Here is a 13,250-nt window from a genome sequence, read left to right as displayed (position 1 = left end):
CGGGGCTCAGAACGGCAGCAGCGGGTCGACGGCGATCGCGACGAAGAGGAGCGTCAGATAGGTGATCGACGCGTGGAAGACGCGCATGGGGCGCGCCTCGGTGCCGCGCACGGCCCGGCTGTACATGCGGTGCGACTCGTAGATGAACCATCCGCCGAAGACGATCGCCGAGACCGAGTAGACGAGCCCCATGTGCGCGACGGGAATGAGCAGGAGCGAGCAGGCGACGGTCGCCCACGCGTAGAGGATCACCTGCAGGCCGACCTGCGAGCCGTTGCGCGTCGCACCCAGCATGGGCACGTCGACGTCCTCGTAGTCGACCTTGTACTTCATCGACAGCGGCCAGTAGTGCGGCGGCGTCCAGAGGAAGACGACGACGAACAGGATGATGGGGGGCCACGCGAGCGAGCCCGTCACGGCCGTCCAGCCGATCAGCACGGGGAAACAGCCGGCGATGCCGCCCCACACGATGTTCTGCTCGGTGCGGCGCTTGAGGATCATCGTGTAGATCACGACGTAGAAGAAGATCGCGCCCGCCGACAGTGCCGCGGCGACCCAGTTCGTCGTGAACAGCAGCCACGCGGTCGAGACCACGGCGAGCACCCAGGAGAAGACGAGGGCGCCGCGCGGCGACACCTCTCCCGTCACGATCGGACGGTTGACCGTGCGCGCCATGTGCGCGTCGATGTCGCGATCGAGGTACATGTTGAACGAGGCGGCTGAGCCGGCGCTCAGCGAACCGCCGATCACGGTCGCGAGCACGAGCCACAGATCGGGCAGGCCGTTCTGGGCGAGAACCATGACGGGCACGGTCGTCACGAGCAGCAGCTCGAGCACGCGCGGCTTGGTCAGCTGGACGTAAGCGCGGATCTTCCGTCCGAGCGGGCGACGGGTGGCGGATGTCGCAGTCGTCCGCAGTGTCGTCGTGTCCATTGCTCCCGCTCTTCGCCCGCCACAGAATCCCCTCAAGTCTAGGCCATCCGGCGTCTCGCGCCTCTCCCGGCGCCGCGGGCGACCCGCGGTCGATGCGTTCGCCGAGCCACCGTCGATGCGTTCGCATCGTCGTCGCGGCATGCGCCTTCGCTATGCTGAAATCACACGCGCGCCCCCGGGCCGGCTGCCCCTTCCCAGGACGCGGTCTGCTGACCGGCTTCGACGGGCGCACCCCTCTTTCTGGAAGGCGGCCGGGTGTCGGATCTGCAGTGGGACGAAATCGATCGGCGCGCGGTGGACACCGCGCGAATCCTCGCGGCGGACGCCGTCGAGAAGGTGGGCAACGGCCACCCGGGCACGGCGATGAGCCTCGCTCCGGCGGCGTACCTGCTGTATCAGCGGGTGATGCGCCACGATCCGACCGACACCGACTGGCTCGGCCGCGACCGCTTCATCCTCTCGGTCGGTCACTCCTCGCTCACGCAGTACGTGCAGCTGTACCTCGGCGGCTTCGGTCTCGAGCTCGAAGACCTCGAGAGCCTGCGCACGTGGGGTTCGAAGACCCCCGGACACCCCGAGTACGGCCACACCGACGGCGTCGAGATCACGACCGGACCGCTCGGCCAGGGCCTGGCCTCGGCCGTCGGCTTCGCGTACGCGGCCCGCTACGAGCGAGGTCTGTTCGATCCGGATGCCGCGGCGGGAACGAGCCCCTTCGACCACTTCGTCTACGTCATCGCCGGCGACGGTGACCTGCAGGAAGGCGTCACGAGCGAGGCATCCTCACTCGCGGGACACCAGCAGCTCGGCAACCTCATCGCGATCTACGACTCGAACCAGATCTCGATCGAAGACGACACCAACGTCGCCTACTCCGAGGACGTCGCCGCGCGCTACGAGGCATACGGCTGGGACGTGCGGACCGTCGATTGGAAGAAGACGGGCGACTACGTCGAAGACGTCGCCGAGCTGTATGCCGCGATCGAGGCCGCCAAGGCGGAGACCGAGCGGCCGTCGCTCATCATCCTGCGCACGATCATCGGATGGCCGTCGCCGGGCAAGCAGAACACGGGCAAGATCCACGGCTCCGCCCTCGGCGCCGACGAGCTCGCCGCGACGAAGAAGGTGCTCGGCTTCGATCCCGAGCAGTCCTTCGTCGTCGCCGACGACGTCATCGCGCACACGCGCCAGCTGGCCGACCGCGCGCGGGCGGACCGCGCCGCGTGGCAGGAATCGTTCGATGCCTGGGCTGCCGCGAACCCCAAGCGCAAGGCTCTGCTGGACCGGCTCGAGGCGGCGACTCTGCCCGACGGCATCGCCGATGTGCTCCCGAGCTTCGAAGCAGGCAAGGACGTCTCGACGCGCGCCGCATCGGGCCTGGTCCTCAATGCCCTCGCCGAGCAGCTGCCCGAGCTGTGGGGCGGATCGGCCGACCTCGCCGAGTCCAACCTCACGACGATCAAGTCGGCGAAGTCGTTCATCCCGGCCGAGTGGTCCACGAGCGAATGGTCCGGCGACCGCTACGGGCGGGTGCTGCACTTCGGCATCCGCGAGCACGCGATGGCCGCGATCGTGAACGGCATCGTGCTGCACGGACCGACCCGGGCGTACGGCGGCACGTTCCTCATCTTCAGCGACTACATGCGCCCCGCCGTGCGTCTCGCGGCGCTCATGAACGTGCCCTCGGTGTTCGTGTGGACGCACGACTCCGTCGCGCTCGGTGAGGACGGCCCGACGCATCAGCCCATCGAGCAACTCGCGACGCTGCGCGCGATCCCGAACCTCGCGATCGTGCGCCCCGCCGACGCCAACGAGACCGCAGCCGCGTGGCTCGAGATCCTGCGCCGCAACGAAGGCCCCGCCGGCATCGCGCTGACGCGCCAGAACATCCCGGTCTTCCCGCGCGGCGAAGACGGCTTCGCGTCGACCGACGCCGTGGCGAAGGGCGCGTACGTGCTCATCGACGCACCGAACGGCGAACCGGACGTCCTCCTCATCGCGACGGGGTCCGAAGTCCAGCTCGCCGTCGAGGCACGGGAGACGCTCGCCGCCGAAGGCGTGCAGGCGCGCGTCGTGTCGGTGCCGTCACTCGAATGGTTCGCCGAGCAAGACGAGGCGTACCGCGAATCGGTCCTCCCCTCTGCCGTCAAGGCGCGCGTCTCGGTCGAGGCGGGTCTGGCCCTCACGTGGCGCGACATCGTCGGCGACACGGGCCGCTCCGTGTCGATCGAGCACTTCGGCGCGTCCGCGGACTACAAGACCCTTTTCCAGAAGTTCGGCATCACCGCCGAAGCGGTCGTGCACGCGGCCCGCGAAACCCTCAAGGAGAACGCATGAGCACTCCCACTCAGCAGCTGTCCGAGGCGGGCGTGAGTATCTGGCTCGACGACCTCTCGCGCACCCGCATCACCTCAGGCAACCTCGCCGAGCTCATCGACTCCCGCAACATCACGGGCGTCACGACGAACCCGACGATCTTCCAGGGCGCCATCGGCGGCGGAGGCGACGCGTATGCGGCGCAGATCGCCGAGCTCGCGGCATCCGGAGCAGATGCGGATGCCGCGATCTTCGCGGCGACGACCGATGACGTGCGCGACGCCGCCGACATCTTCCTGCCCGTGTACGAGGCCACGAACGGCGTCGACGGTCGTGTGTCGATCGAGGTCTCCCCCGATCTCGCTCACGACACGGCAGCGACGGTGGCTCAGGCGAAGGAGCTGTACAAGCGGGTGGGTCGCGACAACGTGCTCATCAAGATCCCGGCGACCAAAGCGGGGCTGCCCGCGATCACCGAGACCATCGCGGCCGGCATCAGCGTGAACGTGACGCTCATCTTCAGCCTCGAGCGCTACGCCGAGGTCATCGATGCCTACCTCGAGGGGCTCGAGCGCGCACTCGCGGCGGACTTCTCCCTCGGTTCGATCCACTCGGTCGCGTCGTTCTTCGTCTCACGCGTGGACACCGAGGTCGACAAGCGTCTCGTGGCGATCGGCTCCGACGACGCGGAGGCGCTGAAGTCCCTCGCGGGCGTGGCCAATGCGCGCCTCGCCTACGAGCTGTACGAGCAGAAGTTCGCCGAGGCGCGGGCCCGCAAGCTCATCGAACTCGGCGCGAACGTGCAGCGCCCGCTGTGGGCGTCGACCGGTGTCAAGGACCCGTCGCTTCCCGACACGCTCTACGTGACCGAGCTCGTCGCTCCCGGCACCGTCAACACGATGCCCGAGAAGACGCTCGAGGCGACGTTCGACCACGGGGAGATCGCCGGCGACGCCATGACGGGCACCTACGAGGCCGCGCACCAGGTCTTCGCCGATCTCGCTGCCGTCGGCATCGACTTCGCCGATGTCACGCAGGTGCTCGAAGACGAAGGCGTCGACAAGTTCATCGCGTCGTGGCACGACCTGCAGCAGACCGTGACCGATGCCCTGACGAACGCGAAGGAAGACCGATGAGCTTCGACATCCACCTCAGCGGCCACGCCAAGTCCGTCGTCGAGGCCACCCTTCCCGGTCTGGCCGAGAGCCTCGTCGCCTCGGCCATCACCGCCGGCGATCCGACCCTGTGGGGCCCCGCAGCCGAAGCCGAGGCGGCTCAGCGTCTCGGCTGGGTGCAGGCGGTCAGCACTTCGCGTCCGCTCGTGCCCGAGATCGAGGCACTGCGCGCCGATCTCGTGGCGAAGGGCGTCACCCGCGTCGTGCTCGCGGGCATGGGCGGTTCCTCGCTCGCGCCCGAAGTGATCACCCAGACGGCCGGAGTGCCGCTCGTGATCCTCGACTCCACGGCACCCGGGCAGGTCCTCGCCGCGATCGACGGCGACCCCGAGGCCGGCGGACTCGACAAGACGGTGCTCGTCGTGTCGTCGAAGTCCGGTTCGACGGTGGAGACCGATTCCGCCAAGCGAGCCTTCGAGGCCGCGTTCCGCGACATCGGGGTCGACCCCGTCGAGCGGATCGTCATCGTGACCGACCCCGGATCGCCGATGGACAAGGCGGCGCGCGCCGACGGCTATCGCGTCTTCAACGCCGACCCGACGGTCGGCGGACGCTACTCGGCGCTCACGGCGTTCGGCCTCGTGCCGTCCGGACTCGCCGGTGCCGACATCTCCGGGATCCTCGACGAAGCCGAGGCGACCCTTCTCGAGGTGGCGATCGACAGTCCGGAGAATCCGGCACTCGTCCTGGCCGCTGCCATCGCGGGCGCCGACCCGCGCCGCGACAAGCTCGGCCTCGTCACCGACGGCACGCACATCGTGGGACTGCCCGACTGGATCGAGCAGCTCGTCGCCGAATCGACGGGCAAGGAAGGCACCGGCATCCTTCCCGTCGTGCTGCTCCCCGTCTCCCCCGAGGTCGAGAGAAAGCCCGCCGACATGCAGATCGTGCGCCTGGTCGACGAGGCGAAGGAGTTCCACCTCTTCGAGCACCATGACGGCGAAGTTCTCGTGAGCGGCTCGCTCGGCGCGCAGTTCATCGTGTGGGAATACGCGACGGTCATCGCGGGGCGGATGCTGGGGATCAATCCCTTCGATCAGCCCGATGTCGAATCGGCGAAGATCGCCACGCGTGGCCTGCTCGACGCCCGGCCCGAGCCGACGGCCGCGGCCTTCACCGCCGACGGCGTCGAGGTGCGCGTCTCGGACCCCGAGCTCGCGGCATCCGGAACGCTCGCCGGCGTCCTCGACGCCCTGTGGGCGCGCATCCCCGCCGACGGCTACGTCGCGGTGCAGGCTTACGTCGACCGCCTGCGACTGCCGCAGCTGCAGGGTCTGCGCGAGCTCGTGGCGGCTGATTCCGGGCGTCCGACGACGTTCGGCTGGGGTCCGCGCTTCCTGCACTCGACCGGGCAGTACCACAAGGGCGGCCCCGCGACGGGCGTGTTCCTGCAGATCCTCGAGCAGACCGACGTCGATCTCGAGATCCCGGGGCGGCCGTTCACTTTCGGGCAGCTCATCCAGGCGCAGGCGGCGGGCGACGCGAGCGTGCTCGCGGACGGGCACGGTCGTCCCGTCGTGACGCTCACCCTGACCGATCCGCAGGCCGAAGTGCTCACGCTCTTCGAAGCAGCCCAGTAGGAGCCGCTCCCACATGACCGTGGAAGTCTCGCGCGGACACAATCCGCTCCGCGACCCCGATGACCACCGCTTGAACCGCATCGCGGGGCCCAGCGCCCTCGTGATCTTCGGGGTGACCGGTGACCTGTCGCGCAAGAAGCTCATGCCCGCCGTGTACGACCTCGCCAATCGCGGGCTCCTGCCGCCCGGCTTCGCGCTCGTCGGCTTCGCCCGCCGCGACTGGGCCGACCAGGATTTCGCCGAGGTCGTCTACCAGGCGGTGCGCGAGCACGCTCGCACGGAGTTCCGTGAAGAGACGTGGCAGCAGCTCATGCAGGGCATTCGCTTCGTGCAGGGCGAGTTCGACGACCCGCAGGCCTTCCACCGCCTGCGTGAGACGGTCGATCGGCTCGACGTCGAGCGCGGCACGATGGGAAACCACGCCTTCTACCTGTCGATCCCGCCGAAGGACTTCCCCGTCGTCGCCGAGCAGCTCAAAGCATCCGGGCTCGTCGATGACACCGCCGACCAGCCGGAGCGCTGGCGACGCGTCGTCATCGAGAAGCCGTTCGGGCACGACCTCGAGTCGGCGCGCTCTCTGAACGACGCGCTGCGTGCGGCGTTCCCGACCGACTCCATCTTCCGGATCGACCACTATCTCGGCAAGGAGACGGTGCAGAACATCCTCGCGCTGCGGTTCGCGAATGAGCTGTACGAGCCCATCTGGAACCGCAACTACGTCGACCACGTGCAGATCACCATGGCCGAGGACATCGGTGTGGGCGGCCGGGCCGGCTACTACGACGGTATCGGCGCGGCACGCGACGTCATCCAGAACCACCTGCTGCAGCTGCTCGCGCTCACGGCGATGGAGGAGCCGAATTCGTTCGAGGCCCGCGATCTGCGCGCCGAGAAGGAGAAGGTGCTCGGCGCCGTGACGCTGCCGAACGACCTCGCGCGCTCGACGGCGCGCGGGCAGTACGCCGGCGGCTGGCAGGGCGGCGAGAAGGTGCTCGGCTTCCTCGAAGAGGAAGGCATGAACCCGCAGTCCACGACCGAGACCTACGCCGCCATCACGCTCGAGATCAACACGCGCCGCTGGGCGGGCGTGCCGTTCTACCTGCGCACGGGCAAGCGCTTGGGCAGGCGCGTCACCGAGATCGCCGTCGTATTCAAACGCGCTCCCGAGCTGCTCTTCCCATCGAGCCAGACATCGGGTCAGGGGCAGAACGCCCTCGTCATCCGTGTGCAGCCCGACGAGGGCGTGACGATCCGTTTCGGTTCGAAGGTGCCCGGTGCCGGAGTGCAGGTGCGCGACGTCACGATGGACTTCGGCTACGGCCACGCCTTCACCGAGGCGAGCCCCGAAGCCTACGAGCGACTGATCCTCGATGTGCTCCTGGGCGACCCGCCGCTGTTCCCCCGCCACGAAGAGGTCGAGCTCTCGTGGAAGATCCTCGATCCCATCGAGGAGTTCTGGGAACAGCAGGGCGGTCCGCTCGAGCAGTACTCGCCCGGGTCCTGGGGCCCCCCATCCGCGGACGACATGCTTGCCCGCGACGGACGAGCCTGGAGGCGCCCGTGATCGTCGATCTGCCCGACACGACCGTCAGCAAGATCTCGCGCGCTCTGGTCAACGTGCGCGAAGAGGGCGGTGTCGTCGCCCTCGGGCGCGTGCTGACCCTCATCATCCTCACGAACGAGCGCGCGATGGAAGAGGCCATCGAGGCCGCCAACGACGCCTCGCGCGAGCACCCGATGCGCGTCATCGTGCTCATGCTCGACGAGGATGCCCCCGAAGCGCGGCTCGATGCCCAGATCCGCGTCGGCGGTGACGCCGGAGCCAGCGAGGTCGTCACGCTCCACGCGCTCGGCGAGGCCGCGAGGTCGAACCAGGAGAGCCTCGTGACGGGGCTCCTGCTGCCCGACGCGCCCGTCGTGGCGTGGTGGCCCAACACGACGCCGGATTCGCCGTCGACGACCTCGATCGGGCGCATCGCGCAGCGCCGCATCACGGATGCCGCGACCAAGCCCGACCCGTCGAGCTTCGTCGCCCACCTCGGGCGCACGCACGCGCCCGGCGACACCGACCTCGCCTGGACGCGTCTGACGCACTGGCGGGAACAGCTCGCCGCCGTCCTGGACCAGCCGCCGTACCAGCCCGTCACGGCGGTCGAGGTGCGCGGCGCGGGAACGTCGCCGTCCACGGCACTGCTCGCGGCGTGGCTGCGCCTCGCTCTGGATGTGCCCGTGGACTGGCAGTACCTGCCCGAAGACGAGTGGGCCGAGGGCATCAAGTCGGTGCGACTCGTGCGGGCGGACGGTGACATCCTGCTGGAGCGGTCCAGTCCCGCCGTGGCGTGCCTGACGCAGCCCGGCCAGCCGCTGCACGACCTCGTGCTCCCCCGCCGCACACTGCGCGAATGCCTCGCGGAAGAGCTCCGCAGGCTCGGTCCGGACCTCCTGTATGGTCGAGTGATCACCGAGGGCTGGGCGCTCTTGGACACCGGTGCGATGCAGGAGACTCATGGCTGAGCTCGATGGCGAGAAGCGGGTCGTGATCGCGGCCGACCCCGAGGCACTCGCGACCGCGGTCGCGACGAGGTTGATCACACGGATCCTCAAGCGGACCGAGCGCGGCAAGACGGTGCACGTGTCGCTGACGGGTGGCTCGATGGGCGGGCGCGTGCTGTCCACGGCGGGCCGGGACGCACGCATGGCCGACATCGACTGGTCACTCGTGCACTTCTGGTGGAGCGACGAGCGCTTCGTGCCGAACGGCCACGACGACCGCAACGACGTGCAGTCCCGGCGCGCGCTGCTGGACTCGCTCGACATCCCGGCCGAGAACATCCACGCGGCCGCCGGCAGCGACGAGGGCATCGACCTCGATGCGGCGGCCGAACGCTATGCCGCCGAGCTCGCACGTTTCGGCACGCCCGACCAGCCGTGGCCATCGTTCGACGTGTGCCTGCTCGGAGTGGGCCCCGACGCGCACATCGCGTCGTTGTTCCCCGATCGCCCCGAGATCCAGGTGACCGATCGTGCGGTCCTCGACGTGCGCGACTCCCCCAAGCCTCCGCCCGAGCGCGTCACGATGACGCGGCCCGTGATCAACGCCTCACAGCGCGTCTGGCTCGTCCTCGCCGGCGCCGACAAGGCGGCGGCGCTCGGACTCGCGCTCGCCGGTGCGAGCTATGAGAGCGTGCCCGCGGGCGGCGCGAAGGGCCGCAAACGCACGGTGTTCTTCGTCGATGACGCGGCGGCGGGGCAGGTTCCCCCCGAGCTCATCGACCGCGACTACTGACCGCGGCGCTCGCGCAGCTGCGTGAGCGCGTCGTCGAGGAGCGCGTCGGCCTCTTCTTCGGTGCGACGCTCTTTCACGTACGCGAGGTGGGTCTTGTACGGCTCGGTCTTGGCGACCGCCGGCGGATTGGTCTTGTCGCGTCCGGCCGGAAGACCGGAGTGCGGCGAGTCGATCGTCTCGGGGATCTCCTCGTCGGGGATGCCCGCCGCGAAATAGCGGACGGTCTCGTTGCCGACGGCATCCCAGTAGGACACGGCGACGCGATCGGCGTGGAAGCCGTGGTCCTGCTCGCCCATGGGACCGGCACCGACGCGCGTGCCGCGGATCGCGTTTCCCCCGGAAGCCATTAGAGCAGACCCTGGAACTTGGTGACCAGGCCCAGCGCCACGATCGACAGGAACCACGCGAAGGCGAGGACGACCGTGAACCGGTTGAGGTTTCGTTCGGCGAGGCCGGACGAGCCCATCGATGAGGTCATGCCACCGCCGAACATGTCGGAGAGGCCACCGCCGCGCCCCTTGTGGAGCAGGATGAGGAGGGTCAACAGGAGGCTCGTGATGCCGAGGAGCACCTGGAGGACGAACTCGAGGATCTGCACAGTCGTTGAAGCCTTTCGCCGCGATCTCCCAGCGATCGCACAAGGGTCAAGTATACGGGCCGGGCGCACAAGTCTCGACAGGCTCGTCGGCGATGTCGGATCGTCGACGAGCCCGTCGCACGATTCAGACGCCGACGTGCTTCTGGAACCGGATGATCGCGGCGAACTCGTCGACGACGAGGCTCGCACCTCCGACGAGCGCGCCGTCCACATCGGGCTCGCGCATGAAGCTCGCGATGTTGGCGGCCTTGACCGAGCCGCCGTAGAGGACACGGGTACGGGCCGCGGCCTCGTCACCGAGCTTCGCGGCCACGACCTCGCGCAGCTTCGCGCAGACCTCTTGCGCCTGCTCGGGCGTCGCCGCCTGACCGGAGCCGATCGCCCAGACGGGCTCGTACGCGACGACGATGTCCGCCTCGGGCTTCACGCCCTCGAGCGCCACTTCGAGCTGACCGACGGGCACGGCGCTCGCGCCGAACTTCTCGAGATCCTCCGAGGTCTCGCCGACGCAGATGACGGGGGCGATGCCGTGGCGCAGGGCGGCCTGGACCTTGCCCGCCACGATCTCGTCGGTCTCGTTGTGGTACTGACGCCGTTCGGAGTGGCCGATGATGACGTACGCGTTGTCGAGCTTCGCGAGGAACGCCCCCGAGATCTCGCCCGTGTACGCCCCCGAATCGTGCGCGGACACATCCTGTGCACCGAGGGCGAACGGGATCTTGTCCGCGTCGAGGAGCGTCTGCACCGTGCGGATGTCGGTGAACGGCGGGAACAGCGCCACCTCGACCGAGCCGTCTTCGTGCTTGGCATCCTTGAGCGCCCAGTGCAGCTTCTGGACGAACGCGACCGCCTGCAGGTGGTCGAGATTCATCTTCCAGTTGCCCGCGATGAGCGGGGTGCGTGCCGTCATTGCCATCCGAGGACCTCCAGTCCGGGAAGTGTCTTGCCCTCGAGGAATTCGAGGCTCGCCCCGCCTCCCGTCGAGATGTGTCCGAACTCGTCGTCGGTGAACCCCAACTGGCGCACGGCGGCCGCGGAGTCACCGCCGCCGACGACCGACAGACCGTCGACGTCGGTGAGCGCCTTGGCGAGCGCCTTCGTGCCCGCTGCGAACGCCGGCATCTCGAAGACGCCCATGGGACCGTTCCAGAACACCGTCGCCGAATCGCGCACGACCGCCGCGAACGTCGCGGCGGTGCGCGGGCCGATGTCGAGCCCCATCCCCGAGGCGCCGAAGGCGGTGTCCTCGAGGTGGGTCGCGTCGGCGACGACATGCGCGGCCTCGGCGTCGAAGGATTGCGCCATGACGGCGTCGACGGGCAGGACGAGCTGCACGCCCCGCTCCTTCGCCGTGGCGATGTAGCCCTTGACCTTCTCGAGCAGGTCCTTCTCGAGCAGGCTCGCCCCGACGGCGTGACCCTCGGCGGCGAGGAAGGTGAACATCATCCCTCCGCCGATGAGCAGCCGGTCCACACGCGGCAGCAGATGCTCGATCACGCCGAGCTTGTCGCTCACCTTCGACCCGCCGAGGACGACGGTGTACGGGCGCTGCGGGTTCTCGGTGAGGCGATCGAGCACGCCCACTTCGGTCTCGATCAGCAGACCGGCCGCGCTGGGCAGCAGTTCGGCCAGTTCGTAGACCGAGGCCTGCTTGCGGTGCACGACGCCGAACCCGTCCGAGACGAGCGCGTCTCCGAGGATGGCCAGCTGCTCGGCGAAGGCGCCGCGCTCGGCGGCATCCTTGGATGTCTCACCGTGCTCGAAACGCAGGTTCTCGAGTACCGCGACCTCGCCGGGCTCGAGACCGGCGACGGCCTCACGGGCGGAGTCGCCGACGGTGTCGCGCGCGAAGGCGACGGGCTTGCCGAGCAGCTCGGCAAGCCGCTGCGCGACAGGTTCGAGGCTGAGCGACACGTCGTCCGGCCCCGTGGGGCGTCCGAGATGCGAGCAGACGACCACCACGGCGCCCTGATTGATGAGCGCGTTGAGAGTGGGCAGTGAAGCGCGGATGCGGCCGTCGTCGGTGATCTCGCCGTCCTTGAGGGGGACGTTCAGATCACAGCGGACGATGACGCGCTTGCCGGCGAGCGGCCCGAGCGAATCGATGGTGCGCAGGGTCATACGACGATCTTAGAGACGCTCGGCGACGTACTCGGTGAGGTCGACCAGACGGTTCGAGTAGCCCCACTCGTTGTCGTACCAGCCGACGATCTTCACCTGGTTGCCCATGACCCGGATGAGCCCGGCGTCGAAGATGCACGAGTGCGGGTCGGTGACGATGTCGCTCGAGACGATCTCGTCTTCGGTGTACTTCAGGATGCCCTTCAGGGGACCTTCGGCGGCCGCCTTGTACGCCGCCTTGATCTCGTCGACCGTGATGCCCTCGCGCGTCTCGATCGTCAGGTCTGTGGCCGAGCCCGTGGGGACCGGCACGCGCAGTGCGAAGCCGTCGAGCTTGCCCTTGAGCTCGGGAAGCACGAGCCCGATCGCCTTGGCTGCGCCCGTCGAGGTGGGGACGATGTTGAGCGCGGCAGCGCGCGCACGACGCAGATCCTTGTGCGGGCCGTCCTGCAGGTTCTGATCCGCCGTGTACGCGTGCACCGTCGTCATCAGACCGCTCTCGATGCCGAACTCGTCGTTGAAGACCTTCGCCATCGGCGCGAGGCAGTTCGTCGTGCACGACGCGTTGGAGATGATGTGCATCGTGGCGGGATCGTAATCCTGCTCGTTGACGCCCATGACGAACGTGCCGTCCTCACCCTTCGCGGGTGCCGAGATGAGCACCTTCTTCGCGCCGCCCTCGATGTGCTTGCGCGCGTCGTCGGCGTTCGTGAAGCGACCGGTGGACTCGATCACGATGTCGACGCCGAGTTCGCCCCACGGCAGGTTCGCGGGATCGCGCTCTTCGAAGACCTTGATCGTCTTGTCACCGACCGTGATCGAATCGGCACTGTAGGACACGTCGGCGTCGAGACGGCCGAGGATCGAGTCGTACTTGAGCAGGTGGGCGAGCGTCTTGTTGTCGGTGAGGTCGTTCACCGCGACGATGTCCAGGTCCGCGCCCTGCGCGAGCGCAGCGCGGAGGTAGTTGCGTCCGATGCGGCCGAAGCCGTTGATGCCGATCTTGACGGTCACGGTATCTCCCGTTTTTTCTCGTCGCGCCGGGACCCTGATCGGCGTCCCTGTCACGCGATCTCCCTTGAACGCGAAGATGGTCCCGTCAACCCGAACGACGGGGCCGCCGGGGCATCCTCGCCGACTACGACACTAGCGCAGCGCTCAGCCGGGATGAAGGCCGCGAGCCGAAGAGGAAAGACGACGCCCGGCGGCACCGCGAGGTGCACGCCGGGCGTGTGTCGCAC

Annotated in this window: 12 protein-coding genes; 6 read left to right on the top strand and 6 right to left on the bottom strand. The window is 68.6% G+C overall.

The features are described from left to right. Positions 1 to 6: 6 nt before the first annotated feature. Positions 7 to 933, bottom strand: a complete 927-nt coding sequence (locus tag ACFC3F_RS02815; protein ID WP_376126370.1) for a heme o synthase — start codon at positions 931 to 933, stop codon at positions 7 to 9. A gap of 255 nt (positions 934 to 1,188) precedes the next feature. On the opposite strand from ACFC3F_RS02815, the gene tkt reads away from it, so the two are divergent. Genes tkt through pgl form a run of 6 tightly spaced genes read left to right on the top strand, consistent with a single transcriptional unit; the run spans position 1,189 to position 9,290 of the window. After that, the gene (gene tkt / locus ACFC3F_RS02810) at positions 1,189 to 3,270 is read left to right on the top strand and encodes a transketolase (RefSeq protein WP_376126368.1); all 2,082 of its coding nucleotides are present in this window, start codon (positions 1,189 to 1,191) and stop codon (positions 3,268 to 3,270) included. Next, entirely contained in the window at positions 3,267 to 4,385 is a 1,119-nt protein-coding gene (tal, locus tag ACFC3F_RS02805; protein WP_376126365.1) for a transaldolase, read from the top strand. The genes tkt and tal overlap by 4 nt, the downstream gene beginning before the upstream one ends. Continuing rightward, complete coding sequence (locus ACFC3F_RS02800) at positions 4,382 to 6,004, top strand: glucose-6-phosphate isomerase (protein ID WP_376126363.1); 1,623 nt, start codon at positions 4,382 to 4,384, stop codon at positions 6,002 to 6,004. The genes tal and ACFC3F_RS02800 overlap by 4 nt, the downstream gene beginning before the upstream one ends. A gap of 13 nt (positions 6,005 to 6,017) precedes the next feature. Beyond that, positions 6,018 to 7,568, top strand: a complete 1,551-nt coding sequence (gene zwf / locus ACFC3F_RS02795; RefSeq protein WP_376126360.1) for a glucose-6-phosphate dehydrogenase — start codon at positions 6,018 to 6,020, stop codon at positions 7,566 to 7,568. Then, positions 7,565 to 8,518 (top strand): glucose-6-phosphate dehydrogenase assembly protein OpcA, encoded by a 954-nt coding sequence (locus tag ACFC3F_RS02790; RefSeq protein ID WP_376126357.1) that lies wholly within the window; start codon positions 7,565 to 7,567, stop codon positions 8,516 to 8,518. Before zwf ends, ACFC3F_RS02790 begins: the two co-directional genes overlap by 4 nt. Next, on the top strand, positions 8,511 to 9,290 hold the full coding sequence (pgl, locus tag ACFC3F_RS02785; RefSeq protein ID WP_376126354.1) for a 6-phosphogluconolactonase: 780 nt from the start codon (positions 8,511 to 8,513) through the stop codon (positions 9,288 to 9,290). The genes ACFC3F_RS02790 and pgl overlap by 8 nt, the downstream gene beginning before the upstream one ends. Here the strand turns inward: pgl and ACFC3F_RS02780 are convergent. The 5 genes from ACFC3F_RS02780 to gap form a co-directional block, all read right to left on the bottom strand. Beyond that, positions 9,284 to 9,637, bottom strand: a complete 354-nt coding sequence (locus ACFC3F_RS02780) for an RNA polymerase-binding protein RbpA (RefSeq protein WP_376126351.1) — start codon at positions 9,635 to 9,637, stop codon at positions 9,284 to 9,286. The two genes, pgl and ACFC3F_RS02780, sit on opposite strands and share 7 nt — an antisense overlap. Beyond that, complete coding sequence (gene secG / locus ACFC3F_RS02775) at positions 9,637 to 9,888, bottom strand: preprotein translocase subunit SecG (RefSeq protein WP_376126348.1); 252 nt, start codon at positions 9,886 to 9,888, stop codon at positions 9,637 to 9,639. The genes ACFC3F_RS02780 and secG overlap by 1 nt, the downstream gene beginning before the upstream one ends. A 124-nt stretch (positions 9,889 to 10,012) precedes the next feature. Continuing rightward, a complete protein-coding gene (tpiA, locus tag ACFC3F_RS02770; protein ID WP_376126345.1) occupies positions 10,013 to 10,804 on the bottom strand; it encodes a triose-phosphate isomerase in 792 nt (263 codons plus the stop codon). After that, positions 10,795 to 12,009, bottom strand: coding sequence for a phosphoglycerate kinase (locus ACFC3F_RS02765; protein ID WP_376126343.1), 1,215 nt, complete (start codon positions 12,007 to 12,009; stop codon positions 10,795 to 10,797). The genes tpiA and ACFC3F_RS02765 overlap by 10 nt, the downstream gene beginning before the upstream one ends. 9 nt (positions 12,010 to 12,018) lie before the next feature. Then, positions 12,019 to 13,023, bottom strand: coding sequence for a type I glyceraldehyde-3-phosphate dehydrogenase (gene gap, locus ACFC3F_RS02760; RefSeq protein ID WP_376126340.1), 1,005 nt, complete (start codon positions 13,021 to 13,023; stop codon positions 12,019 to 12,021). Positions 13,024 to 13,250: the final 227 nt, after the last annotated feature.

The organism is Microbacterium sp. NPDC055910, from assembly GCF_042271185.1.
Classification (GTDB): domain Bacteria; phylum Actinomycetota; class Actinomycetes; order Actinomycetales; family Microbacteriaceae; genus Microbacterium.
The sequence above is the reverse complement of the archived record's forward strand: the minus strand, read 5'-3'. Positions and strand labels throughout refer to the sequence as shown.

Bases quoted from the DNA above. Each gene is read 5' to 3' on its own strand.
- pgl (WP_376126354.1), top strand. From the start codon at position 8,511: ATGGCTGAGCTCGATGGCGAGAAGCGGGTCGTGATCGCGGCCGACCCC.
- ACFC3F_RS02780 (WP_376126351.1), bottom strand. From the start codon at position 9,637: ATGGCTTCCGGGGGAAACGCGATCCGCGGCACGCGCGTCGGTGCCGGT.
- tpiA (WP_376126345.1), bottom strand. From the start codon at position 10,804: ATGGCAATGACGGCACGCACCCCGCTCATCGCGGGCAACTGGAAGATG.
- ACFC3F_RS02765 (WP_376126343.1), bottom strand. From the start codon at position 12,009: ATGACCCTGCGCACCATCGATTCGCTCGGGCCGCTCGCCGGCAAGCGC.
- tal (WP_376126365.1), top strand. From the start codon at position 3,267: ATGAGCACTCCCACTCAGCAGCTGTCCGAGGCGGGCGTGAGTATCTGG.
- zwf (WP_376126360.1), top strand. From the start codon at position 6,018: ATGACCGTGGAAGTCTCGCGCGGACACAATCCGCTCCGCGACCCCGAT.
- ACFC3F_RS02800 (WP_376126363.1), top strand. From the start codon at position 4,382: ATGAGCTTCGACATCCACCTCAGCGGCCACGCCAAGTCCGTCGTCGAG.
- ACFC3F_RS02815 (WP_376126370.1), bottom strand. From the start codon at position 933: ATGGACACGACGACACTGCGGACGACTGCGACATCCGCCACCCGTCGC.